General features: G+C 69.1%; 24 protein-coding genes. 12 read left to right on the forward strand and 12 right to left on the reverse strand.

From position 1 onward, the window contains the following. Positions 1-57: 57 nt before the first annotated feature. The 6 genes from ON33_RS29555 to ON33_RS29580 all read right to left on the reverse strand — a co-directional run bounded on the left by ON33_RS29555 (position 58) and on the right by ON33_RS29580 (position 7,105). Complete coding sequence (locus ON33_RS29555; RefSeq protein ID WP_040862402.1) at positions 58-2,178, reverse strand: DUF2339 domain-containing protein; 2,121 nt, start codon at positions 2,176-2,178, stop codon at positions 58-60. Between the two features lie 116 nt (positions 2,179-2,294). Continuing rightward, entirely contained in the window at positions 2,295-3,110 is an 816-nt protein-coding gene (locus ON33_RS29560; RefSeq protein WP_051153051.1) for an alpha/beta fold hydrolase, read from the reverse strand. A 74-nt stretch (positions 3,111-3,184) separates the two neighbouring features. Continuing rightward, on the reverse strand, positions 3,185-3,826 hold the full coding sequence (locus ON33_RS29565; RefSeq protein WP_040862607.1) for a DUF1707 SHOCT-like domain-containing protein: 642 nt from the start codon (positions 3,824-3,826) through the stop codon (positions 3,185-3,187). 108 nt (positions 3,827-3,934) lie between these two features. Then, positions 3,935-4,597 carry a response regulator gene (locus ON33_RS29570; protein WP_040862403.1) on the reverse strand — a complete coding sequence of 221 codons (663 nt, stop codon included), beginning with the start codon at positions 4,595-4,597 and terminating at the stop codon, positions 3,935-3,937. Positions 4,598-4,659: 62 nt separating this feature from the next. Further along, positions 4,660-5,844 (reverse strand): MacS family sensor histidine kinase, encoded by a 1,185-nt coding sequence (macS, locus tag ON33_RS29575; RefSeq protein ID WP_083869411.1) that lies wholly within the window; start codon positions 5,842-5,844, stop codon positions 4,660-4,662. Position 5,845: 1 nt separating this feature from the next. Further along, a complete protein-coding gene (locus ON33_RS29580; protein ID WP_051153129.1) occupies positions 5,846-7,105 on the reverse strand; it encodes an AI-2E family transporter in 1,260 nt (419 codons plus the stop codon). A gap of 119 nt (positions 7,106-7,224) precedes the next feature. Here ON33_RS29580 and ON33_RS29585 point away from each other — a divergent pair, with 119 nt between their 5' ends. From ON33_RS29585 to ON33_RS29595, 3 genes are all read left to right on the forward strand, one after another. Beyond that, entirely contained in the window at positions 7,225-8,742 is a 1,518-nt protein-coding gene (locus tag ON33_RS29585; protein ID WP_174391589.1) for an adenylate/guanylate cyclase domain-containing protein, read from the forward strand. 4 nt (positions 8,743-8,746) lie between these two features. Continuing rightward, positions 8,747-9,892 (forward strand): lysylphosphatidylglycerol synthase transmembrane domain-containing protein, encoded by a 1,146-nt coding sequence (locus ON33_RS29590; protein ID WP_040862404.1) that lies wholly within the window; start codon positions 8,747-8,749, stop codon positions 9,890-9,892. Between the two features lie 89 nt (positions 9,893-9,981). Continuing rightward, a complete protein-coding gene (locus ON33_RS29595) occupies positions 9,982-10,365 on the forward strand; it encodes a DUF3054 domain-containing protein (RefSeq protein ID WP_040862405.1) in 384 nt (127 codons plus the stop codon). A gap of 18 nt (positions 10,366-10,383) precedes the next feature. Here ON33_RS29595 and ON33_RS29600 read toward each other — a convergent pair whose 3' ends face one another. After that, positions 10,384-11,937 carry an NTF2-like N-terminal transpeptidase domain-containing protein gene (locus ON33_RS29600; protein ID WP_245550832.1) on the reverse strand — a complete coding sequence of 518 codons (1,554 nt, stop codon included), beginning with the start codon at positions 11,935-11,937 and terminating at the stop codon, positions 10,384-10,386. Between the two features lie 460 nt (positions 11,938-12,397). Between ON33_RS29600 and abmR the strand changes: the two genes are divergently transcribed. The 5 genes from abmR to ON33_RS29625 all read left to right on the forward strand — a co-directional run bounded on the left by abmR (position 12,398) and on the right by ON33_RS29625 (position 15,731). Then, positions 12,398-13,003 carry an ATP-binding transcription factor AbmR gene (gene abmR / locus ON33_RS29605; protein WP_040862612.1) on the forward strand — a complete coding sequence of 202 codons (606 nt, stop codon included), beginning with the start codon at positions 12,398-12,400 and terminating at the stop codon, positions 13,001-13,003. 30 nt (positions 13,004-13,033) lie between these two features. Next, positions 13,034-13,486, forward strand: a complete 453-nt coding sequence (aroQ, locus tag ON33_RS29610) for a type II 3-dehydroquinate dehydratase (RefSeq protein WP_040862406.1) — start codon at positions 13,034-13,036, stop codon at positions 13,484-13,486. A 238-nt stretch (positions 13,487-13,724) separates the two neighbouring features. After that, the gene (locus tag ON33_RS29615) at positions 13,725-14,651 is read left to right on the forward strand and encodes an ABC transporter ATP-binding protein (protein ID WP_040862407.1); all 927 of its coding nucleotides are present in this window, start codon (positions 13,725-13,727) and stop codon (positions 14,649-14,651) included. Beyond that, positions 14,648-15,499 carry an ABC transporter permease gene (locus ON33_RS29620; RefSeq protein WP_040862408.1) on the forward strand — a complete coding sequence of 284 codons (852 nt, stop codon included), beginning with the start codon at positions 14,648-14,650 and terminating at the stop codon, positions 15,497-15,499. Before ON33_RS29615 ends, ON33_RS29620 begins: the two co-directional genes overlap by 4 nt. Then, on the forward strand, positions 15,489-15,731 hold the full coding sequence (locus ON33_RS29625) for a helix-turn-helix transcriptional regulator (protein WP_174391582.1): 243 nt from the start codon (positions 15,489-15,491) through the stop codon (positions 15,729-15,731). Before ON33_RS29620 ends, ON33_RS29625 begins: the two co-directional genes overlap by 11 nt. Before the next feature lie 68 nt (positions 15,732-15,799). Here ON33_RS29625 and ON33_RS29630 read toward each other — a convergent pair whose 3' ends face one another. Further along, positions 15,800-16,915 carry a glycerate kinase gene (locus ON33_RS29630; protein WP_040862410.1) on the reverse strand — a complete coding sequence of 372 codons (1,116 nt, stop codon included), beginning with the start codon at positions 16,913-16,915 and terminating at the stop codon, positions 15,800-15,802. A 98-nt stretch (positions 16,916-17,013) separates the two neighbouring features. On the opposite strand from ON33_RS29630, the gene ON33_RS29635 reads away from it, so the two are divergent. Then, a complete protein-coding gene (locus ON33_RS29635) occupies positions 17,014-17,346 on the forward strand; it encodes a GNAT family N-acetyltransferase (protein WP_040862411.1) in 333 nt (110 codons plus the stop codon). Here ON33_RS29635 and ON33_RS29640 read toward each other — a convergent pair. Next, on the reverse strand, positions 17,343-18,104 hold the full coding sequence (locus ON33_RS29640) for a lysophospholipid acyltransferase family protein (protein WP_040862412.1): 762 nt from the start codon (positions 18,102-18,104) through the stop codon (positions 17,343-17,345). The genes ON33_RS29635 and ON33_RS29640 overlap by 4 nt on opposite strands. A 125-nt stretch (positions 18,105-18,229) precedes the next feature. Here ON33_RS29640 and ON33_RS29645 point away from each other — a divergent pair, with 125 nt between their 5' ends. From ON33_RS29645 to ON33_RS29655, 3 genes are all read left to right on the forward strand, one after another. After that, positions 18,230-18,844 carry a YqgE/AlgH family protein gene (locus ON33_RS29645; protein ID WP_040862413.1) on the forward strand — a complete coding sequence of 205 codons (615 nt, stop codon included), beginning with the start codon at positions 18,230-18,232 and terminating at the stop codon, positions 18,842-18,844. A gap of 175 nt (positions 18,845-19,019) precedes the next feature. Next, on the forward strand, positions 19,020-19,526 hold the full coding sequence (locus ON33_RS29650) for a sigma-70 family RNA polymerase sigma factor (protein ID WP_040862414.1): 507 nt from the start codon (positions 19,020-19,022) through the stop codon (positions 19,524-19,526). Beyond that, positions 19,523-20,239: a zf-HC2 domain-containing protein gene (locus tag ON33_RS29655; RefSeq protein ID WP_040862415.1), complete on the forward strand. Its 717-nt coding sequence runs from the start codon at positions 19,523-19,525 to the stop codon at positions 20,237-20,239. Before ON33_RS29650 ends, ON33_RS29655 begins: the two co-directional genes overlap by 4 nt. Positions 20,240-20,242: 3 nt before the next feature. Here the strand turns inward: ON33_RS29655 and ON33_RS29660 are convergent, their stop codons facing one another. The 3 genes from ON33_RS29660 to ON33_RS29670 all read right to left on the reverse strand — a co-directional run bounded on the left by ON33_RS29660 (position 20,243) and on the right by ON33_RS29670 (position 22,654). Further along, on the reverse strand, positions 20,243-21,064 hold the full coding sequence (locus ON33_RS29660; RefSeq protein WP_051153058.1) for an ABC transporter permease: 822 nt from the start codon (positions 21,062-21,064) through the stop codon (positions 20,243-20,245). Beyond that, positions 21,061-22,020, reverse strand: coding sequence for a daunorubicin resistance protein DrrA family ABC transporter ATP-binding protein (locus ON33_RS29665; protein ID WP_040862416.1), 960 nt, complete (start codon positions 22,018-22,020; stop codon positions 21,061-21,063). Before ON33_RS29665 ends, ON33_RS29660 begins: the two co-directional genes overlap by 4 nt. 130 nt (positions 22,021-22,150) lie before the next feature. Next, positions 22,151-22,654 (reverse strand): EXLDI protein, encoded by a 504-nt coding sequence (locus tag ON33_RS29670; RefSeq protein ID WP_040862417.1) that lies wholly within the window; start codon positions 22,652-22,654, stop codon positions 22,151-22,153. Between the last annotated feature and the right edge of the window lie 123 nt (positions 22,655-22,777).

Genomic DNA, 22,777 nt, shown 5'->3' on the forward strand with positions numbered 1-22,777 from the left:
CGGAAGGCCCGGCCGAATCTTCGGCCGGGCCTTCCGGTTTCGTTACCGCTTCCCCCGCTACGCGGACCGCGCGCCGGAGTCCATGTCGCCGAACGCCCGCGCGTAGCGGGTGCCCACCACCAGCAGCAGGACACCCACCACCAGGAACGCCGCCGCCCGGACCAGCCCGTCCAGGGTGGCCAGGTCGAAGAGAAACAACTTCGCGAGCGCCGCGGCGGTGACCAGCAGCCCCGCTGCGAGGGCGACCTTGGCGCGCTGCGGGGTCCGCGCCAGACGGCGCAGGCCGAACAGCAGCGCCGCGGTGGCGGCCGCCATCCAGACGATCGTGGCGATGGCGTGCCCGGCCAGGAAGCCGCTGCGGCTCCCGGTGGCGATGCCGAGGGACACGGCCAGCGCGGTCACCGCGTACAGCCCCGCGATCCCGGCGAACACCGACAGCGCGGTGGCCTCGGATTCGCGGTCCAGCAGGCCCATCCGGCGTGCGCACCACCCGGCGACGACCAGGGCGGCCAGCACCGCGAGCGCCGAGAACGCGGTTGCGATCCCCAGCTGGTCTTCGGCTTCCGACCGCAGGGTCAGCACATTCGGGTTGGTCCGGACGACGAAGGTCAGCGCGCCGAGCCCGCCGTAAGCCGCACCGATACCCGCCGCCGGCCGCGAACGCTGCTGTGCGGCCACCCCGAGGAATCCCATCGCGACCAGCAGCAGCGCCACCGGCAGCGTCTGCACCCGAGCGATCCCGAGACAGGCCTCCAGCAGCGCGAACGCCCCTGCGACCGCGGACACCACGGCCAGGTGACCCGGAATCCGAACGGCGGCACCGAGTTTCGGCACCCACGGCACCACCGCCACCCCCAGCAGCACCGCGGCGACAACGGCCGAGACGAGAATCGCCCCCGTGCGGCCGAACATGATCGGCGCGGCCAGCATCGGGACGGTCGCGACGCCGAAGCTCAGGCTGGCGGTCACGTCCCCGGCTCGCAGTCGCCCGCTGAGCACCGCACCCGTCAGCCCGGCGATCGCGAGGACGATCGCGGCCGCGAGGACCTGGTACCGGTTCGAGGCCGGAGCAGCGCCGGTCCCCAGGCTCAATGCCGCGCCGGTCACCGCGACCAGCGTGGCGAGCACGGCCGGAACGGTCCGCACCACGTGCAGCCACGGCCAGTCGCGCAGCGAATGCACGGGCAGCGCGGCGATCTGCAACACGATGAGGAAACCGAGCAGCGCGAGCTCCGTGGTCACGAACGGGGCCAGCACCGCCGCGCCCGCCAGCACCTGTACGGCCAGCCCCTGCGAGCGCCACTGCACCGCCAGGGCCACCCCGCCAGCGGCGATCCCGAAGGCGACAACATAGCCGACCACCGGGTTCAGCCATCCGTACACGGTGGTGACCGCGACGACATCCAGGTATCCCCCTGCGATACCCGTGGCCGCCAGGGCGATTCCCCCGACCCGGCCGCCCGCCTTCGCGTACACCCGGGTGCCGGCCGCCACCAGCACCGTCGAGAACAGCCCGCCCGCAACAACTCTCGGCACCGGCCCGAAAAACCCGGCCTGCGCCGCCAGCACCAGCAGCATGACCACACCGGTGAGGGTGACCGCCACACCGGCGATGGCCAGCGCCCGGCTGATCACCCCTTCCCGCTGCCACCACGGCGGGCGGATCGGCCTGGCGGGCACCGCGCGTCGCCGCTGCGGCATCGCCGGCATGGGCTGGCGCCAGCCCTGCTGTCCGCCGGGTGCCGCCCATCCGTACCGCGGCGCGCTGCCATAGGGCGGAATGCTCTGCCCCACTGGCATTCCCACGGGTGGCACAGCCCAGCCCGGAACCGGAGGGAGCACCCCGGAAGTTGCCTCCTGAGGCGGAATACATTGGCCCGCAGTAGCTCCCGCGAACCGAGCAGCTTCGGGCGCCCGGACAGTACCCGGGGGAATCGGGGCCGCCTGCCCGGTCGGCATGGGCGGGGCGGGCGTGAACGCGTCCGTCGCCTGCGGGGTGGCGACGGGCGCGGGGTTCGCGGTGCCGGATGGCGCAGTCTGCGCGATGTCGGCGAGGACCTGGCGGTGCAGGGTGTCGAGGTCGCGGCCGAGGATGTTCAGGTGCTCACTGAGCGAGGTGAATTCGTTCGACAGCCGCGCGATCAAGCGGGGATCGATGGCGGGATTCATGTCCGCCATACTCTCGACCTGGGCGTTTGCTCACATGAGTAGAAACACCCGGGCAGCGCGCAATTACTACCCGAATCGGCGGATGCGGCGCGTCGATCCGAGGAGTCGGCCGCGGAGGATGCCGATCACGACCGGTGGGCGGGGGCCGCGGCGCGGGCGATGGTGGCGCGGATCTCGTCGGCGATCAGGTCCGGGGCCTCCAGCATGGGTACGTGGCCCAGGCCGGGCAGCGGACGCACCTCGACGGTGGACGTGGGCGTCAGCGGGGCGTAGACGTGCGGCGGGAGCACGCGATCGCGCTCGGGCAGCAGGATGGTGGTGGGCACGTCCAGGTCGGCCAGGCGGGTGAAACCCGTTGGCAGATCCGGATCTTCGGCCAGATCGTCCACGATGGCGCATTCGGTGATGGCCGCGGTCATGGCCTTGGCCAGCGGATTGGGCACCGCGGCGGGACGATCGACGAGTAGCGGGAGCAGCAGGCTGCGCAGCAGCGAGGGTATGGTCGGCTGCCGGTCGGGACCCAGGCCGATGAGCGGGCCGAAGGCGCGGAACTTGCGCAGCAGCGAGCCCGCGGCGGCGGGGGTCCGCCACAGGCCGGCGGGGGCGATGGCGGTGCAGGAGCGGGCGCGGCCGCGGGCGGCCAGTTCCAGCGCGATCCAGCCGCCCAGCGAATTGCCCGCGATATGCACGGTGTCCCAACCGGATTCGTCGAGCAGCCGCTCACAGTGGTCGACCAGGGCCGCCACCGTGGCGGGCCGGGCGGCCTCGGGGCCACCCCAGTGCCCGGGCAGCGTCGGCGCGAGCACGGTGTGAGCGGTGGCCAGTTCGTCGAGCACCGCGCCCCAGGACTGCCAGGTCAGCAGGACGCCGTGCAACAGCAGCAGCGGTTCACCGCTGCCGGAACGATGCACTGCCTCCGGAGCCGCGACGCCTTCCACCATGTGCGTGACCCTACCGCCCGGATCCGTCCGCCGCCGTGCTCGATTCCCCGGCACCGCGGTCGCGGGCCCGGCGGTCAGGCACCGTTGAGGAACCGTTTCCAGTTGGTTCCGAACGGGTGCCTGGCGGTGACGGAGCTGAACCGCAACGTACCGTGCACGACCAGGTGCAGCGGTCCGATGGGCGGGCCGGTCCGGACCTTGGTGTTGGCGCTGGACCCGATCAGGTCGATGGCATTGAGGTCCACGGTGGCCTCGGCCGGCACGATCAGCTCGATCGAGCTGCAGGTGTCGTTCACGTGGATCTCCACCACCTGGGTGGACATGACGGCCTGGGTGAAGTCCAGGCGCACGCTGCCCAGCATGCTGTCGATCATCAGCGCCGGGGGCACATGCCAGGCGCCCTTGCGCTCCACGCTGGACAGCCGGGCGCGAATCGTATTGCCGGGCGCGGTCTGCGGCATCCGCTGCGCGGTCGCGTACCGCGGAGGCGGCTGCACGAAACGCGGTCCGGCCGGGGCGGGCCGGCCGACCAGTCGGACGCCCGGCAGATCGATCAGCACCGCATTGAGTTCGCCGCGGGTCTTGGCCGCGAGCGCGGTATCCATGCGCTCGGTGAATTCCCCCAGCGACAGCATGCCCAGCCCGACCGCGCGCTGCAGCAGCCGCCCGACATGTTCGCGTTCGACATCCGATACCCGTAGATCCCGGTCGCCGATCACGGCGTTGCCGGTCTCGAGCGCGGAAACCGCTTCAGGACCTCCCATGCTTCGAGGCTAGCCAGCGCGAGGCCGTCACCGCATCAGGGCAATCCCTGAACTGCTCCCCTACTCGAGGCCCTGTTCGATGGCGTAGCGGGTCAATTCGACGCGATTGCCGAGCTGCAGTTTGCGCAGCGTGGATTGCACGTGGTTCTCGACAGTGCGGTGACTGAGCCCGAGCCGGGTGGCGATCTGCTTGGCGGACAGGCCCTTCGCCACCATGCGCAACACCTCGGTCTCGCGGTCGGTGAGAGCCGGGCGGTGCGGTTCGTCTCGTTCGGCGGGGGTGCTGGCGATGCGGCGGAACTCGCCGAGCACCAGCCCGGCCAGGCCCGGGGTGAAGACGGCCTGCCCGGCCGCGGTGGCGCGCACGGCGTCCAGCAGTTCGGTGGCCGAGGCGCTCTTGACCAGGTAACCGGTGGCTCCGGCCTTGATGGCGTCGAGCACGTCGTCGCGTTCGGCGGAGGCCGACAGCACCAGCACCCGCGTGCGCGGGGAGACGCGCAGCACCTCGGCGGTGGCGTCGGCGCCGTTGCCGTCCGGGAGTTGCATGTCCATCAGCACGACCGCGGGTTGCACGGCGCTCGCGCGGGCCCCGGCGGCGCGCACGCCGTCAGCGGTGGCGACCACGTCGAATCCGGCCTCGGCCAGGTCGCGGGCGACGCCGTCCCGCCAGATCGGGTGGTCGTCCACCACCATCACCGTGATGCCGGCATCCGATTCGGCCATGTCCGCCTCCGCTCCCCGTGTGACCGTTCGAGAGATCTCTCAGTGTGACCGTTCGAGGGATCTCAGTGTCGTTCTTCGAGGGGCACGCGAAACTCCCACTCCGCACCCTCGCCGTCCTCGGCCGCCGCCTCGAACAGCAGGTGCGCGGTGCCGCCGAGGGCGGCGATACGCCCGACGATGGACCGTGAAACACCCATCCGCCCTTGCCCTTCGGCCTCGGCGAGCCGCCCGGGCGGGATGCCGGGGCCGTCGTCGCGCACGCTCACGATGAGTTCGTCGCCGGTATCCTCCAGCAGCACATACGCTTTCGCGCCCGGTCCGGCGTGCTGGACCACATTGGCGAGGGCGGCGGCCACGGCGGCGGCGACCTCGCGGGCCGCCCAGCGGCCGAGCGGCACCGGATGTCCCGGGGTGGAGACGAATACGGACGGCGTCGCCTGCGCGGTGAGCAGTGGGCGCAGATCCGCCTCCGCGCCGCCGGCGTCGGTACGGTCGCCCTGCTCGGAGATGAGCACCCGCAACGCCACCTCTTGTTCGCCCGCGCGCTGCGCCAGTTCGGCTGTCGGGCCGCCGATCTCGTTGCCGCGGCGCTTGATGTAGCTGAGCACCTGCAGGACTCCGTCGTGTACCTCGCGGGCCAGGCGTTCGCGCTCCTCGGCGGCGGCGGTGAGCCGCACGGCGCGCTGCAGCTGCGCGTGCGCGCGGCGGGCGGTATTGGAGGCCAGCCCCAGGGCGAGACCCACCGAGACCAGGACCGGCAGCGTCGCGTCGCGCCACACGTCGAAGTCCCACTGCGCCCGGGCGGTGATGACGGCGGCCGAGACGCCCAGGCCCGAGCAGACGCCGCCGAACGGTCCCCACAGAATCGCCGCGGAGACAACGGCATTGGCGGCCCAGAGCGTGGTGGGCAGAGTCTGATGGTGGTGATACCAGTCATAGGGCGCGACCAGCCGGGTCGCGAAGATGAGGGCGATGACCACCAGGTGGTCGCCGATCACCACGGCCGTGCGAACCCGGGGCTCATGGCGAATCCGCCACTGCGACAACAACACCGCCGAGATGCCCGACCACACCGCCATGACGGCGATCAGCGCCCAGCTCAGCCGCTGATTGCTGTAGTAGGACACCGAGGCGATCTGCTGGCCCACCGCGTACAGCAGGGTGACCAGGCGGAACGCCTGCACCGCGCGCCACAGCGGCGCGGTGGCGGCCCAGGCGGCATCGGGTTCCGCGGTCCCCCGGGTCACCTCAGTCCCCGGCGGCACCGCTGCCGCCCGCGGGCTTCGGGGGCGTGTCGAGCTGGTCCTCGGCCACGGGCATCGGCACCCTGTAGCGGTCCGGGTCGGGAGTGTCGGGTTCGGCGCTGAACATGGGTTTGTTCGGGTCGCCGGTGTGCAGCTCCTGGTACAGCTCGTCGGGCGAGTCGGCCAGCAGCGAGCGGATGGCGGTATTGAGCACCGCCACGAACGGCACCGCGAGCAGACCGCCCGCCAGGCCCGCCAGCACCACGCCCGCCGCGATGGCGAGCACCACGGCCAGCGGATGGATGCGGACCGCGCGGCCCATCAGCAGTGGTTGCAGCACATGGCCTTCCAGCTGCATGACCGCCACCGTGATGCCCAGCACGATGAGCGCGGTGACGATGCCCTTGGTCATGAGCGCGATGAACACCGCCACCGACCCGGCGATGAAGGAACCCACGATCGGGATGAACGCGCCGATGAAGACCAGCGAGGCCAGCGGAAGCGCCAGCGGCACATTGAGAATCGCCAGGCCCGAGCCGATGCCGATGGCGTCCACCGCCGCCACCATGACGGTGGCCCGGACGAATCCGGTGAGCGTGCCGAAACCCAGCCGCCCGGCCTGGCGCACCTTGGCCCGGTGCGGGGTCGGGACGATCCGAGTCACGAACTCCCAGATCTGGTCGCCGCCATAGAGGAAGAAGATGAGGATGAACAGGGTCAGGAACGTGCCGGTGAAGAACTCGCCGATGACCGTGGCGGTGGTGAGCGCCCCGTTGGTCAGCGCGTCCTTGTTCGACTCGACGGTCTTGACGATGGTGTCGCCGGCATTGCGGATCTGGTCGTTGCTCAGGTGCAGCGGACCGTTGATCAACCAGTCCTGCACCTCGTGTACGGAGGTCTTGAACTCGTCCGACAGCTGCGGTACGCCCGAGACGAACTGCTCGACGACGAAGGTCATGATCCCGGCGAGCAGACCGAGCGCTCCGACCAGCGCCACGAACACCCCGAGCGCCCGCGGCACCCCGAACCGCTGCATCCAATTGACCAGCGGCGCCATCAGGGCCGCGCCCAGCAGCGCGATGGAGATCGGAATGGTGACGGTGGAGAGCCGGCGGGCCAGGTAGGCGAACGCGAGCATCGCCGCGAAGATGATGAGCAGCCGCCAGCACCACTCGGCGGCCTGGCGGACGATGGGGTGCACGGCCTCCGCGTCTCGGCGGCGCACCCCGCCAGATTCGCCGGATTCGCCGGATCTGCTGGACATCGCGCGCACCTCGCTCACGCAGGCGAGCCTAACGGCCGAAACCTCCGCAGGCATGTACCGGCGATCCAAACGCTAGATTGGTGATCGTGTCAGCGCCCTTGGAAGCGGTCAAACAGACCATGCATACCCGCTGGCCGCTGTACTTGACCTCGATGCTGGCGGCCAACGCGTTCGGCGCTGTCCTGGTGTGGGCCTTCATCCAGTACGGTCTGCCGGTTCCCGAGGGCGGGACCAGCGCGACCCGGCAGACCGGGCTGCTGATCCCGGGCCTCGTCTTCGTGATCGGTGGAGTCCTGAGCGTGACCGCTTCGGCGCTCATGCTGCGACCGGTGATGCGGTGGCAGATGCGCGGCGGGCCGCCGTCGCGGCAGGAGCAGATGGCGGCGCTGCACGCCCCGCTGCGGCAGGCCATCGTGCACCTGGTGCTGTGGCTGATCGGCGGTGGCGTGCTGGCCTCGGTCATCATCGTGCGGACCCCGGAACTGGCCGCCGCGGTGATCGTCACCGAATGTATGGCCGCCACCATTGTTTTCGGCTTCACCTACATGCTCGGCGAGCGCATCCTGCGGCCGGTCGCGGCCGAGGCGCTGACCACGGGGGCCTTCGACCACACGCTGACCGCGGGCGTCGGCACCCGGATGGCCATGACCTGGGGCATGGGAACCTTCGCGCCCACGATTGCCATCGTGCTGCTGTGCGTCACCCAGATTTCTTCTCGCGTCCAGTTTTCCGCGCAGTCGCTGGCGGTCTCGATTCTGCTGTTGTGCGGTGTGGTGATCATGCAGGCGCTCGCGCTTTCCATGCTCACCGGCTCTTCCATTTCCGATCCGATCCGCCAGCTCAGCCAGGCCATCGATCGGGTGCAGGAGGGCGCGCGGGATGTGCAGGTGGAAGTTTTCGACGGTTCGGAAATCGGGCTGCTGCAGGTTGGCTTCAACCGCATGATGGGTGAGGCGGCGAAACGCCGGGAACTGCAGGAATTGTTCGGCCAGCACGTCGGTGAGGACGTGGCCCGCCGGGCGCTCGAGTACGGCACCGAACTCGGCGGTGAAACCCGATTCGTGGCGGTGTTGTTCGTGGATATGGTCGGTTCGACCGCGACCGCCGCGGAACGCCCGCCGACCGAAGTGGTCAGCCTGCTCAACGAGTTCTTCCGCGTGGTGGTGGATGTCATAGACCGCAACCACGGGCTCATCAACAAATTCATGGGCGATGCCGCGCTGGCCATCTTCGGCGCCCCGCTGGATCGCCCCGACGCGCCGACCGCGGCCCTTGCCGCGGCCCGTGAGCTGCGCGAAGCCCTGCGCGAGGTGGCCGGGCTGGATATCGGCATCGGCGTCTCCGCCGGGCTGGCGGTGGCCGGGAATATCGGCGGCGCAAATCGTTTCGAATACACCGTGATCGGTGATCCGGTGAACGAGGCGTCGCGTCTGACCGAACTCGCCAAGGACCGCCCGGAACGCGTCCTGACCTCCTCGAGCGCACTGTTTTTCGCCGATGAGAACGAGCAGCGGCATTGGCAGACCGGCGAAGAGGTGCAACTGCGCGGACGCCGCCGGAAAACCCGGCTGGCGTGGCCGCTGGAAAGTACCGAACCGGCTGATGCCGACGAGGCCGCGGCGAGTTCGTTAGGCTGACGACGTGACGGCCCATGGTGAGCTGGCCGGCGAACCTGCGCCGCCCGCGGATAACTCGCACCGTGGCAGGTTCTGGTGGGCCAAATGGGTTCTCGGCGCCGCGCTCGCGGGATTGCTGATTTCCGAAGGCATATATCTCTATCCACGCCTGCACGAATCTTGGAAGAACCTCACCGAAATCCATTGGGCCTGGGTCGCCGTCTGCATCTTCATGGCGGCGTTTTCCATGAGCGGGTTCGGTCGTATCCAGAAACAGCTGCTGCACGCCGGCGGTGTCGAGGTGAGCCAGCGCAAGTCGGTGTCGGTGGTGTACGGCTCCACCGGCATGTCGCTGACCCTGCCCGCGGGCCAGGTGTTCTCGGCCGCGTTCACCTACCGGCAGACCCGGCGCTGGGGCGCCAGCCCGATCGTGGCGTCCTGGCAGCTGGTGATGTCGGGCGTGATCGCGGCGGCCGGGCTGACGCTACTGGGTCTGTTCGGCGCGGTGCTGGCCGGCGACCGGGTCGGCCCCGGCAAGGTGATCCTGACGCTGGGCACCGTCGCCCTGCTGATCTGGACCTTCAACTACGTCTCCCGGCATCCCGGCGGGGTGCAGGCGCTGGCGCAGCGAATCCTGCACCTGGTCAATCGGATTCGGCGCAAGCCCGCCGACGCCGGCATGGACCGGGTGGCCGAGATCCTGACCCAGCTGGAGTCGGTGGATCTGGGCAAACGCGATGGCGCGTGGGTGGCGGTGTGGGCGCTCGTGCACCGGCTCGCGGACGTGGCCTGCCTGGGTTTCGCCTGCTACGCGGTGGGCGCGGATCCGCGCTGGGCCGGGCTCATGCTGGCCTTCGCGGCCGGGAAGGCCGTGGGCACCATTCCGCTGGCGCCGGGCGGCATCGTCTATGTGGACGCCACCCTCATCTATTCGCTGACCGCGGCGGCCGGGCTGCCCGCCGCGCAGGCCGTGGCGGCGGCGTTCCTCTACCGCCTGATCAGCTTCATCCTGGTCGCGATCGTGGGCTGGATCGTCTTCCTGTTCCTGTACCGCACACCGCAGGCCGACGACGCGGAGCTGGAGAAGGAATTCGAGGAGCGCGGCAATTCGCTGGTCACCGACCGGCGCCGGGCGAATCCGCCGGCCGATCCGGACTCGGCATCCGCCTGACCGGCGTCGGAGCCGCGGGCCGGTCGTGACCCACCAGGGTGGAGTGTCCCTGCACAGGCCGCCTCGGATCGCCCGATACCCTGTGCCGCGTGAAGAAACTCGTGCCCTTCGTCGTCGATGTCGCGCTCGTGATCGTGTTCTGTGCGATCGGGCGGCGCAGTCACGACGAGTCGATCGGCGCGGGCCTGCTGCGCACGTTCTGGCCGTTCGGCACCGGCTTGCTGCTGGGCTGGGTGATCACGGCGGCGGTGGCGGCGGGCCGGGAAGGCCTCAGCGCGGCAAGACGTTTCGACGGCCGGGCGGTATGGCCGACCGGCGTGATCGTGTGGCTGAGCACGCTGGCCGCCGGCATGCTGCTGCGCGTGGTGTCGGGCCAGGGCATCGCCTTCAGCTTCGTGCTGGTGGCCGCGACGTTCCTGGCCCTGTTCCTCATCGGCTGGCGGGCCGCCGCGCAGGTGCTGCGCCGGCCGTAGCCGGGCGGGCCGCCGGCCCTAGTCGGGCGAGGACAGCGACTGCAGCAACCGCGCCGCCACCCGCGCGGTGAGATCCCCGCTGTCCGGATCGTCGATGTGGATGGCGAAGGCCAGATCGCCCATGGTGGCGATGAGCCAGCCGTTGTTGCCGGTGGTGGCACCGTAGGCCTGGACATCGCGATACCGGTTGAGGCTGGCCATCTCCGGCGCGCCGACCCCGTCGTGCAGCATGGCGCGCAGCCGGTCGGTGGCCTCGCCGGGCAGCGCGGCCAGGTCGGCCTCGGTGGTGGCGGGCTGGCCTATGGTGATCATCGGTTTGGGCACCTGACCGTTGGCGATGGCGGCCGCCGCGATGGCCATGCCCCACGGGCTGGCCAGCAGCGAGTCGGCGGCATTGCCGCGGCCCACGTTCTCGGCGCCGTTCTTGCCGGTGGGCAGCCGTCCGGTGGTCTCGTCCAGGCCGGGCACCTTGAAGTCGATGCCGATGCCGAGCAGGCTGGCCGCGTCCGCGGCGTCACCGACCGAGACATCCTGTGGCGCTTTGTGTTTGGTCACCGCGGCGACATTCTTGAACAGCTCGATCATGCCGCCGACCGGGTACTGCCCGGTGAAGGCGATATTGCCGCGCTCGCTGGCCTGACTGTTCTGCGCCACCGCGACCAGGGCCCCGCTGGAGGGCTGGATGGCCACGATCGAGGTGGGCGAGCCGGTGCTCACCGCGGCGTCCTCGGCGGCACGCTGCAGTCGCTGGTCCATGGTTCCCGGAATGTCGGCTCCGGGCGGGCCCTGTTCGCCGGCCAGCTGGGTGACGAAACTGCCGTCGGGCTCGAACAATTGCACGCCCCAGCCGGAGTGCGCGTCGCGATTGTCCAGCCAAACCTTGGTGAGCGCGTCGAGCATGGGCGACCAGACTCGGCGGTCCGCGGAGATGAGCTTGGGCTGCTTCAGCAGCACCACGCCCGGGATCGGGGCCATGCGCGGCTCGAGGATATTGAAGTCGCCGTCGCGCAGGTTCACCGCGACGATGGGTTTGCCCTGCGAGGCCGAGAGCTGTTGCATCAGCGACGGTCCGTCGATGAGCGGCGCCACCGGCGCGATGGCGGCGGCCAGCGCGTTGGTGGAGGCGACCGGGTCGGCGATCTTGGCCGGATCCAGCTGGACCACATTGATGGTCTGCTCGGTCATGAGCGGCTGACCGACGATGTCGTTCACCCGCGGCGAGGGAGTGGCGAAGGTGCGCACCAGCTTGGCGCTGCGCTTGGCGTCCAGCTGCGGCATGACCAGGGCGGGATCCCACGAGATGCGCCAGCCCACACTGAGTTTGCGCACGGTGCCCTGCAGGTCGTATTTCCAGTTGCGCTTGTCGCCGAAGTTCCAGGCGCCGGTCATGGAGAAGAGTCCGGTTGTGCCGTCGAGTCCGATGAACTGGGTGACGTGGTAGTCGGGCTTGCCCGGGTCGAGCCCCTCGAAGACTTGCTTCAGCGTTGCCGAAGCACCCGCCGGGTAGGAGGTCAGCCGCGACGCCCCGTCATAGTCCTTCTTGTCGATCAGCGTGGTGAACTGTTCGACCACCGCCTCCGCACCCGTCGACCGCTCCCGAAACCCACATGACCCCATCGCTATCGCGATGGCTGCCACACCCGCGAGTGCGATCGCACCCCGTACCCGGAAGCGGCGGGATCCCCACACATCCATATCGCCCACTCTTCACTCTGGCCACATCAGCAACAGGTTCACGGTACCGCGCGGCTAACGCCCGCGGCTTCACCATCCCACCAGGCGCACTTGCATCGAGCACCACCATAGTGCCGAAATCGGTCAGCAGTGACCACTTACATGATCACCGGTCGGTTACAGCCCTGGCGCATCCGAGACTCCGCAGACCGTTCGGTTCTCACTGGTGACAGCGTTTTACGCCTGCCTCGGCAAAGCCGCCGAACCTCGTTCTCCCAGAGCGGAACCCACTCGCACTGAAACGACGTAACGTTGTAATCAGCATTACAACTCCTTTCAGTAAGTGAGTGTGACCAACATGAGACACGGACATCGTGGACACGGTTTCGGGCGCACCGGCGGCTGGCAGCAGGCCGACCTTCCCGACGCCTCGGACGCTCCCGCCTGGTTCGCTGGAAGATTGCCAGCTGACTGGTTCGCCGGTCCCGCAACCCTCGAAGTCGATCGCGACGAAATCGTCGTCCTCGGCGAACTACCCCTCCCCCCAGCCGAACCCGCCCCGGGCGCCGACGCTCCCGCCGAGGACGCGGCACCGGCCGGCGTCCCGCAGGCCACCCGCGAGGGCATCCTCGCCCGCTTCCGGGAGACCACCCGCCCCGCCCGCATGCAGATCGCCCAGGAGGCCCAGGCCCGCTACGGCCGCAATGTCGCCTGGGGCGTGCTGGTGGACGGCGAGCGAATCATGTTCACCCACCTGGCCGTTCCGGTCATGACCCGGTTGCGCCAGCCCGAGCGCAAGGTGCTCGACACCCTCGTCGACGCCGGCGTGGCCCGCTCCCGCTCCGACGCGCTGGCCTGGACGGTCAAGCTGGCCGGCAAGCACGCCGAGGAGTGGCTCGAGGAATTGCGCTCGGCCATGCGAAAAGTCGACGACCTGCGCACGGAGGGACCGACCGGGCTCTGATCCGGTGGGCGCCTCCAATACAGTGGGCGCATGCCTGCTTCCGGTCCGATCCTGGTGCTCAACGGTCCGAACCTGAACATGCTCGGTACCCGCCAGCCCGAGGTGTACGGCTCCGACACCCTCGACGACGTGGTGGAACTGTGCCGCAAGACCGCGGCACGGTTCGACCGGGAGATCGTGGCGTTCCAGTCCAATCACGAAGGGGCGCTGATCGACCGGATCCACGCCGCGCGCGGGGCGGAGTCGGGCATCGTCATCAATCCGGGCGGGCTCACCCACACCTCGGTGGCGTTGCGTGACGCCCTGGTGATTCCGGAGGTGCCGATCGTGGAGGTGCACATCAGCAATGTGCATGCCCGCGAGGAGTTCCGGCACCACTCCTATGTCTCTCCCATCGCCACCGCGGTGATCGCGGGGATGGGGATCCAGGGCTACGCGGCGGCGATCGAATACTTGATCCGCCGCTCCCCCGCCTCCCCGTAACTTCAGCGCACGGCCGAGAGCCGTTCACCGTTGGGCACGCGTGCCGGCGGTTGGGAGCCGGACCGAGTCCGGACGTACCCGGCGAGTTACCCGCATCTCACGGAATCAGTTGTCGCGTCGCGAAAGGGGCCCGGCTCGCTGCGAGCCGGGCCCCTTTCGTGCGCGATAAATAGCTTGTCCCCTGCAAAATGTAGTAGATATGCTACATCTGATCCGGCTTCTACTACGGAGGGGTGACATGTCGGTCGGTGAGGGCGTCGTACTCGACGTCGAGAACCTGCGGATGCGTTACGGCACCCGCGATGTATTGCACGACGTCAGCTTTCAAGCCCATCGCGGCGAGGTACTGACCCTGCTCGGCCCGAACGGCGCGGGCAAGACCACCACCATCGAGATCCTCGAGGGCTTCCGCATGCGCTCGGCCGGCCGGGTCGAGGTGCTCGGCGCGGACCCGGCGCACGGCGATGAGGCGTGGCGGGCCCGGCTGGGCGTGGTGCTGCAGTCCTGGCGCGATCACGGCAAGTGGCGGGTGCGGGAGCTGCTGGACTACCTGGGCATGTACTACGCGCCCTACGCCACGGCCGACATCCAACGGCCTTGGAACACAGACGAACTCATCGCCGCGGTGGGCCTCACCGAGCACGCGGACGCCAAGGTGATGACCCTCTCGGGCGGTCAGCGCCGCCGCCTGGACGTGGCCATCGGCATCGTCGGCCGGCCTGAGCTGCTGTTCCTGGACGAGCCCACCGCGGGCTTCGACCCGCAGGCCCGCCGCGAGTTCCACGACCTGGTGCACCGGCTCGCCGACGACGACCACACCACAATCCTGCTCACCACCCACGATCTGGACGAGGCGGAGAAACTGGCCGACCGCATCCTCATCCTGGCCGGCGGGCGCATCATCGCCGACGGGTCGGCCGATCAGCTCTCCCGGCGCATCGCCGGTGAGGCCGAGGTGAAATGGACGCGGGACGGACAGCGCTTCGTGCACACCACCACCGAGTCCACCAAGTTCGTCTACGAGCTGTTCCAGCAGTTCGGCGAGTCGGTCGAGGAGCTGGAGGTGCGACGCGCCTCGCTCGAGGACACCTACATGACCCTGGTACAGCGCTTCGAATCCGGCCAGGGCGACACCGAACTGCGCAGTCTGGAGGAGGTCCGATGAATCCGACGACCGTCGCGGTGCGGGCCGGTTTCCGGCGCGGCCGCATCGAGCTGGTCCAGACCCTCACCAACGGGATGGACATCTTCTCGCAGTTCTTCTGGCCCGTGGCCACCATGATCGCGGTGTTCTTCATGCGCCACGGCAACTTCCAGGGCAGCGGCGTCGGGCTGGGCGCGCTGGCGCTGCCCAGCGTGCTCGGCATGCTGGTGGCGTTCACCGGCATGTTCGGCGTGGCCCAGGGCCTGGCCCTGGATCGCGAGGACGGAACCCTGTTGCGCGCCAAGGCGACTCCCAACGGCATGCTGGGCTACCTGATCGGCAAGATCGCCGCGGTCTCCGGCATCACCGTGGTCCAGGTGGCGCTGATCCTCGGGTTCGGGCTGCTCACCATCGGTGGCGTGAGCGTGGACAGCGTCGGCGCCTGGGTCACCCTGATCGGCATTCTGGTGCTCGGCCTGCTGGCCTGCCTGCCGCTGGGCGCGATCGTGGGCTCGGCGTTCGACAGCCCGCGCAGCATCGGCTTCATCTCATTCCCCATCATGGGTCTGGTGGCGATCTCCGGAATCTTCTATCCCCTCACCGGCCTGCCGGGCTGGCTGCAGGCGATCGCCCAGGTGTTCCCCATCTACTGGATGGGCCTGGGCATGCGTTCGGCCATGCTGCCCGACAGCGCGGCCATGGTGGAACTGACGCACTCGTGGCGGCACCTGGAAACGGTGGCGGTGCTGGGCGCCTGGGCGGTGGCGGGCATCCTGATCGCGCCGATCGTGCTGCGCCGCATGGCCCGTCGCGAATCCGGCGCCGCGGTGGCGGCCCGCCGGGAGAGGGCCATGGCACGTGCCTACTAGCAGCGAGGCCATCTACAACCGGATCGCGATGCTGCGCGCCGAGCGCGGCATCTCGCGCCGGCAGCTGGCCGAGGCGCTGGGCGTGCACTACCAGACCGTCGGCTATCTGGAACGCGGCGAGTACAGCCCGAGCCTGCACCTGGCGTTGCGGCTCGCGCAGTATTTCGAGGTGCCGGTGGAGATCATCTTCTCCACCACGCCCTTCCCGCGCATCGGCTCCGAGACCGCCTGATTCGCTTGCGGCTCAGTCGGTCTCGGCGACCGCGCCCATGAGCCCGGTCGTGCGCTCGCCCCGGCGACCTAGGATCCGGCGATCTTCTCCCCGATCCGCTCCAGCAGCGCGGCGGCGTTCGCCATGCTGCGGGCCGGGTCTGGCTCCAGGTCGGACAGCGCGTAGGCGGTGCGGAATCCGGCCTCGCGCACCTGATCCGGGGTGAGCAGGACCCGGCCCGCCACCGCGACCACCGGCACGTCCGCCGCCCGCGCCGCCTGGCACACCCCGATCGGGGCCTTGCCGGACAGGCTCTGGGTGTCCAGCGAGCCCTCTCCGGTGACGACCAGATCCGCGTCCGCGAGCTGGGAAGGGAAATCGATGAGGTCGAGGACGAGGTCGATGCCCGAGCGCATCCGCGCGCCCAGTGCCGCCAGCGCCCCGAAGCCGGTGCCGCCCGCCGCGCCCGCGCCCGGTTTGCCGGCCCATTCCGGACCCAGCACCGCGGCCCAGTTCGCCAGTGCCGCTTCGAGAACGGTGACCTGCGCGGGATCCGCGCCCTTCTGCGGCGCGTAGATCGCGGCCGCGCCGTCGGCGCCGAGCAGCGGATTGTCCACGTCACTGGCGAGCGTCACCGTCGCGTCGGCCAGCCCGGGGTGCAGATCCCGGCGATCCACGCGCACCGCGCGCGCGAGTGCCGCTCCACCGCAGGGCAATTCGTGCCCGTCGGCGTCGAGAATGCGCAGTCCGAGCGCCTGCAGCAGGCCCGCGCCGCCGTCGGTCGAGGCGCTGCCGCCGAGCCCGAGCACGATGTCGCGGGCGCCGCGATCGAGCGCGTCCCCGATCACGTCGCCCACCCCGTAGGTGGTCGCGTGCAGCGGATCGGGGTGTCCGCCCGGCAGTTTCGCGAAACCGCTGACCGCGGCGAGCTCCACCACGGCGACCCGCCCGCGCACCGCGTACGAGGTGGTCACCGGCGCCAGCGTCGGCCCGTAGCTCTCGATCTCGACCCGCTCCCAGCCTGCCGCCACGAAGGCGTCGACCGTCCCGTCGCCACCGTCCGCGACGGGCACCCGCCGCACCTCGGCGCCGGGCATGGCGCGGGTGATTCCCGCCGCCAGCGCGTCGGCCACCTGCGCGGCGCCGAGGGAGCCCTTGAACTTGTCCGGGGCCAGCAGGATCCGGCGCGACGCGGCGTTCGTCATGCCTCCATTCTGATCTCCGATGTGGCAAGCGACACGCCCGGCGCCATCATTGAGCCGAAGGGACGAACAGCCGTCACCGGCCAACTAACCTCGCATCCATGTCGAGTGAGTCGGTCGAGGTCCGCAAGAACGCCGAACTGGATCGGTTCGAGTTGTACATCGACGGATACCTCGCGGGGGTCGCGGCCTACCAGGACACCGCCCAGGAGCGGGCCTTCGTGCACACCGAGATCTACCCGCAGTTCGAGGGCCTCGGGTACGGGCGCAAGATCGTGCAGGGCGCGCTGGACCAGACCCGCGACGAGGGGTTGGGGATCCTGCCGCTGTGCCCGATGGTGCGCCACTTCGTCGAATCCCGTCCCGAATACCTGGCTCTGGTCCCAGGGTGGTCGAGAGAACGGCTCAACCTCCCCGGCGCCGCGCGCGGCTAGTACGCCTTGACCGCACCGTCCAGCGCGACCTGCAGTTCGTCGCGCACCACCCGGGTGATCTCGGCGGGCTTGGTCGGCAGTTCCGCCACCGGCATGCCGAAATAGAAGCTGGCCGAGCGCGCTTCCTCCTTGGTGGGTTCCACCTTGGGGTCCAGCCGCGGGCCGTAGCTCAATCCGATACTCAGCAGCACCGGGTCCGCCCCGAGCTTCTTGGCCCGGAAAGCGATGTGCCCGATGCCTGTTCCGACCGCCTGCACCTGGCTGGGGTCCACGTCGTTGCAGGTGCCCTCCGGGAACACCGCGACCCCGTCGCCGCGCGCCATCCGCTCGGCGCAGATGTCGATCATGCGCTGCCCGGCCGCGTTCACCGCGCGCAGGCCGTGATCCTTGCCCCGGAAGACCGGGATGCCGCCCATCATGTCGATGCGCCCGCGCAGCTCGGTCTCGGTGAAGAGTTCGTCCTTGGCCAGCACCCGGGTGCGCCCGATGACCGGTCGCAGCGCGCTGCGCCAGGCCATGGCGGCGACCGTGTACGGGTCCAGCTGGGAGAGGTGGTTCACCGCGATGAGCAGCGGCCGCCGCTGGGAGATGAACCCTCGCAGCCGCTCCCGCGCCCCGTCCGCGTAGGTGACCCGAGGCCGGTAGCGACGACCCAGCAGCCAGTAGGCCGCGCGGGCCTTCAGCAGGTTCTGCTGGTGGTCACGATAGAAGTCGTAGACGGCATCGCTGTTCTCGAGAACAACCTCGGGGCGTTCCATAGCGCCCACCCTAGCTACCAACCGCAAGGTATGCGGGACAAGTTTTTCGCGGCCCGCAGCGGCACAAATGGGTAAGCGGCAAATTATTCGACGCAATTGGTCTGTCACAGTGCGATGATGGCTGGGTGGCACGCGCAGAGGAACACGGTGACCGTTCTCGACGCGAATTCCGGCACGAGGACCAGGTGGTTCGGCCAGGGACCCTGCTGGTGTCCGCAACCGATCTGACCGAGCCGTCGTTCCGGCGATCGGTGGTCTACATCCTCGAACACAATGACGGCGGCACCTGGGGCGTTGTACTCAACAAGCCCAGTGATACCGCGCTGCACGATGTGCTCCCCAACTGGTCCGAGCTGGCCGCCGGCCCGCGCGCGCTCTACATCGGCGGCCCCGTGAAACGTGATGCGGCGCTGTGCCTGGCCACCATCAAGGTCGGTGCGTCCATCGCCGGGCTGGCCGGGGTGCGCCGGGTGGACGGCCGGGTGGCGCTGGTGGACCTGGATTCCGACCCGGACCGCCTGGAGGGTCTGGTGGAGGGTGTCCGCGTCTTCGCGGGCTACGCCGGCTGGACCTTCGGACAGCTGGAAGGGGAACTGGACCGCGGCGATTGGATCGTGCTCTCGGCCCTGCCCACCGACCCGCTGGCCGGCCGCGTCGACCTCTGGGCGCACGTCCTGCGCCGCCAGCCGCTGCCGCTCTCCCTGCTGGCCACCCATCCGATCGAACTGGAACGTAATTAGGATCGTGGATCCGGTATGGCATGTTCGCCGTTCGGTACGCGACAACTGATCTGCTGCCGTATGGGTAACTCACCGGGTACTCCCAGAACTCGATCTGTTCCACACCGCCGGTCCGGTCACCGACCGGAGTGGCACCCGGCCGTCGGCAAGAGGCGCGGAGAGGCGGGCTAGCGCGATGCCGGACGACCAGGCCGCTCTGCTTCGCGCGCTCTACGACGAGCACGCGGCGGCACTGTGGCGCTACACCTATGGGTTGGTCGGGGATCCGGGCCGGGCCGAGGACATCGTGCAGGAGACCCTGCTGCGCGCGTGGCAGCGGCCCAATGTGCTGGATCAGTCCACCAGTTCGGCGCGAGCGTGGCTGTTCACGGTGGCCCGTAACCTGGCCGTGGACGAACATCGCAGCGCGCGCAGCCGGCGCGAATTCCGCACGGATCACCCACCCGAGGTTCCCGAACCGGACAAAACAGATAGGGCTCTGGACGGTTGGCTGGTGGCGGACGCGCTGGCGCGGCTGAGCGTCGATCACCGCGATGTGATCGTCCGTGCCTACTACCGGGGTCTGTCCACGCATCAGATCGCGGAGGAACTGGAGATACCGGAGGGCACGGTCAAGTCCCGGATGCACTACGGCATGCGGGCATTGCGATTGGTGCTGCAGGAAATGGGGGTGACGAGATGACCGAGAGCCATGAGCTGTGTGATGGCTACAGCACCTGGGACGGCGCGTATGTGCTCGGCGCTCTCGCCCGGGACGACCGCCGCGAGTACGAGGAGCATCTGACCGGATGCGAATCCTGCCGCACGGCCGTGTCGAAACTGGCCGGACTGCCCGGCCTACTGGCCCTGGTGGACGCCGAGACCGCGTTATCGGTTGCGGCGCAAGAGGATCCGCCGTCCACCGTGCCGCCGCCGCCCGAGCGGCTGCTGCCCACCCTGGCGGAGCGGGCCGCCAAACGGCGGCGCCGGGGGCGATGGGGGGCGATCGGCGGAGCAGTGGCGGCGGCGGCCGCGGCGGTGACCATCGCGATTCCGGTGACCGCCTCCGTCGCCCAGCACGCGGGCCCGGCGTTCGTGCAGCAGGTGGTGGCGCAGGGCCCGCTGAAGCCGCAGACCGACACCCCGATCCAGGCCACCTTCAAGGTGATTTCGGTCAACGGACAGACCCGGGTGGACATGTGGTGCCAGTACCCGCCCTCCGACGAGGAGTATGTGTGGACGCTGTCACTGTGGGTGACCCGCGACGACGGCGTGCAGTCCAAACTCGCCGAGTGGACGGTCAAGCCGGGTCAGACACTGACGCCGGACGGCACCACCTCGGTGTCGCCGGAACAGTTGAAGACGGTCGAGATTCGCAACGGATCCGGGAAAATCCTGCTGGCAGCGGGCATCTAGCGGCTATCGGATCTTGCGCCGGAACGTCGTTGTGGACCAGAAGTATCCGAACCCGCCGATCGCCACGCACCAGCCGATGGCCAGCAACCCGTTGTGCCCGATCGGCCCGCCCATCAGCAACCCCCGCAGGGTCTCGGTGATGGGTGTGAAGGGCTGGTATTCGGCGAACTGCTTCACACCGGCCGGCATGGTGGCGGTGGGCACCAGGCCGCTGCCGAGGAAGGGCAGCAGCATGATCGGCATCGGCAGATTGGAGGCACTCTCCGGAGTCTGCGCGACCAGGCCGAAGCCGACGCCGAGCCAGTTCACCGCGAACACCATCAGGCCGATGAGCCCCAGCGCCGCCAGCCATTCCAGCGCGTCGGCGTGCGGGCGGAAGCCGATGGCCAGTGCCGCCAGCGTCATCACGAGCACGCCCGCCATGCCCTGGATCCAGGTGCCCGCCACGTGCCCGGTCAGCACCGAGGGATGCGAGAAGTGCATGGTGCGAAAGCGATTGACGATGCCCTTGGTCATATCGGTGGCCACGCCGACGGCGATGCCCGCGATCATGTAGGCCGGGATCAGCAGCATCATGCCGGGCGTCAGGTAGTCGATGTAGCGACCGCCGGTCGAGGACTTCAGCGCGCCGCCGAACACGAAGTCGAAGAGCAGCAGCAAGACCACCGGCATGATGACCAGGGCGAAGGTCATGCCCGGATATCGTTTGGCGTGCACCAGATTCCGGCGCAACATGGTCATGGAATCGGTGACGGACGTGGTGAGTGTGCGCCCACCCGTCACCCCACCGCCACTCCTGACGGAATCGCTGTGCGATGCAATCATTTCTGGGTCTCCTTCGCGGGAGTGTGGCCGCCGGTGAGGGCCAGGAAGACGTCGTCGAGATCGGGGGTATGCACCGACAGTCCCGCGGGCTCGACCCGTGCGGCGTCGAGGCGATCGATCACCTCGCGCACCGAGCGCACCGCGCCGTCGCTCGGAACGGCCAGCGTGAGGTCGCCGTTGACCTGCGCGGTGCTGCCGAAAAGCAGTGCGGCGGCCTCGAATTCGGGACGCTCGGTGAAGGCCAGGCGGATGTAGCCGCCGGGCACCATGCGCTTGAGCTGATCGGCGGTGCCCTCCGCGACCAGGCGGCCCTGGTGCAGCACGGCGATGCGATCGGCGAGCTGGTCGGCCTCCTCCAGGTACTGGGTGGTCAGGAAGATGGTGACGCCGCGCGAGGTGAGGTCGCGGATGATGTCCCACATGGCCCGCCGGCTGCGCGGATCCAGGCCGACGGTGGGCTCGTCGAGGAAGATGATGCGCGGATCGCCGACCAGGGTCATGGCCAGATCGAGGCGGCGGGTCATGCCGCCGGAGTAGCTGGACGCGACCTTGTCGGCGGCCTCCTCCAGATCGAAGGCGGCCAGCAGTTCGGCTGCCCGCCTGCGGTTCTCGCCGCGCGGCAGGTGGTGCAGATCCCCCATGAGCAGCAGGTTCTCGCGCCCGGTGAGCAGTTCGTCGACGGCCGAGAACTGGCCGGTCACGCCGATGACCGAGCGCACCCCGTCGGGATCGGTGGCGAGATCGTGTCCGCCGACGGCGATTTCGCCGCCATCCGGGCGCTTCAGTGTGGACAGGATCTCCACGGTAGTGGTCTTGCCCGCGCCGTTGGGGCCGAGCAGCGAGAAGACGGTGCCCTCGGGGACCCTGAAGTCGATGCGGTCGAGCACGATGTGCTCGCCGAAGGATTTGCACAGGCCGGTGACCGCGATGGCCGCCGAACCGCTGTGGTTGTCCATGTCTCCCTCTCATCAATAGATAGCCATGAATGCATGCATCATCCAGGCCGTGACCGCGGAGGCGTGCGATCAAAGTTGTCGGGTAATACTGCTGTTCAGTTGCGGGACAAGCCCTCCGGCGGCAGCGGACCTAGATGTCGAGGTCCTCTACCTGCGAGTGCTCGGCGGCGTCCAGGATGCGGGCGTAGAGGCGGTCCGGGATCTTGCCCTGGAGTTCGCCGAGGGTGTCGTAGACCTCCAGGGTGAAATCGCCCCAATCCTGTTCGCCCAGACCGAGGAAGCGCCGCCAATTGCGCCAGTTGGTGTCGGTCGGAAACTCCGACCAGTTGGAGTAGTGGCTGTGCACCGCGTACGCGCCTTTGCGAGTGCGGTACACCCGGATGTCCTCGATGCGCTCGTCGGCCATCTGGTGCCAGTGGGTGAGCAGGGTGCCGGAGAACCGGACCTGCCGGGTGCCGTCCTTGCCCACCTTCAGGACCACCTCGTCGTAGCCCTGCTGACGGCCCTCCTCAAGCTCGATGAAGCGCCGCAACGCCGTCACGATCGCGCCCGACAGATTGCCCCCCACCAGTTCCTGTGCGCGCTGGAACAGTTTGAGGTCATCATCGGATACGTAGATCGTCTTGTTCGGCATGACCCAACTATACGTAGACGTATACATACACGGCAAGAGGTAGGTCCGCCCGGCTCCCGAGTCACCGGATTGAACCGGTCAGCACTCGAATTTCGTATCCCGGATGAAGGCACTCGGGCACCG

Origin of the sequence: Nocardia niigatensis NBRC 100131, assembly GCF_000308655.1 — a bacterium.
Classification (GTDB): domain Bacteria; phylum Actinomycetota; class Actinomycetes; order Mycobacteriales; family Mycobacteriaceae; genus Nocardia; species Nocardia niigatensis.

What these genes read in the sequence shown, in the direction of transcription:
- ON33_RS29555 (WP_040862402.1), bottom strand. Translation starts at nt 2,178, where the DNA reads ATGGCGGACATGAATCCCGCCATCGATCCCCGCTTGATCGCGCGGCTG.
- ON33_RS29560 (WP_051153051.1), bottom strand. Translation starts at nt 3,110, where the DNA reads ATGGTGGAAGGCGTCGCGGCTCCGGAGGCAGTGCATCGTTCCGGCAGC.
- ON33_RS29570 (WP_040862403.1), bottom strand. Translation starts at nt 4,597, where the DNA reads ATGGCCGAATCGGATGCCGGCATCACGGTGATGGTGGTGGACGACCAC.
- ON33_RS29580 (WP_051153129.1), bottom strand. Translation starts at nt 7,105, where the DNA reads ATGTCCAGCAGATCCGGCGAATCCGGCGAATCTGGCGGGGTGCGCCGC.
- ON33_RS29585 (WP_174391589.1), top strand. Translation starts at nt 7,225, where the DNA reads ATGCATACCCGCTGGCCGCTGTACTTGACCTCGATGCTGGCGGCCAAC.
- abmR (WP_040862612.1), top strand. Translation starts at nt 12,398, where the DNA reads ATGAGACACGGACATCGTGGACACGGTTTCGGGCGCACCGGCGGCTGG.
- aroQ (WP_040862406.1), top strand. Translation starts at nt 13,034, where the DNA reads ATGCCTGCTTCCGGTCCGATCCTGGTGCTCAACGGTCCGAACCTGAAC.
- ON33_RS29615 (WP_040862407.1), top strand. Translation starts at nt 13,725, where the DNA reads ATGTCGGTCGGTGAGGGCGTCGTACTCGACGTCGAGAACCTGCGGATG.
- ON33_RS29620 (WP_040862408.1), top strand. Translation starts at nt 14,648, where the DNA reads ATGAATCCGACGACCGTCGCGGTGCGGGCCGGTTTCCGGCGCGGCCGC.
- ON33_RS29630 (WP_040862410.1), bottom strand. Translation starts at nt 16,915, where the DNA reads ATGACGAACGCCGCGTCGCGCCGGATCCTGCTGGCCCCGGACAAGTTC.
- ON33_RS29635 (WP_040862411.1), top strand. Translation starts at nt 17,014, where the DNA reads ATGTCGAGTGAGTCGGTCGAGGTCCGCAAGAACGCCGAACTGGATCGG.
- ON33_RS29640 (WP_040862412.1), bottom strand. Translation starts at nt 18,104, where the DNA reads ATGGAACGCCCCGAGGTTGTTCTCGAGAACAGCGATGCCGTCTACGAC.
- ON33_RS29650 (WP_040862414.1), top strand. Translation starts at nt 19,020, where the DNA reads ATGCCGGACGACCAGGCCGCTCTGCTTCGCGCGCTCTACGACGAGCAC.
- ON33_RS29655 (WP_040862415.1), top strand. Translation starts at nt 19,523, where the DNA reads ATGACCGAGAGCCATGAGCTGTGTGATGGCTACAGCACCTGGGACGGC.
- ON33_RS29660 (WP_051153058.1), bottom strand. Translation starts at nt 21,064, where the DNA reads ATGATTGCATCGCACAGCGATTCCGTCAGGAGTGGCGGTGGGGTGACG.
- ON33_RS29665 (WP_040862416.1), bottom strand. Translation starts at nt 22,020, where the DNA reads ATGGACAACCACAGCGGTTCGGCGGCCATCGCGGTCACCGGCCTGTGC.
- ON33_RS29670 (WP_040862417.1), bottom strand. Translation starts at nt 22,654, where the DNA reads ATGCCGAACAAGACGATCTACGTATCCGATGATGACCTCAAACTGTTC.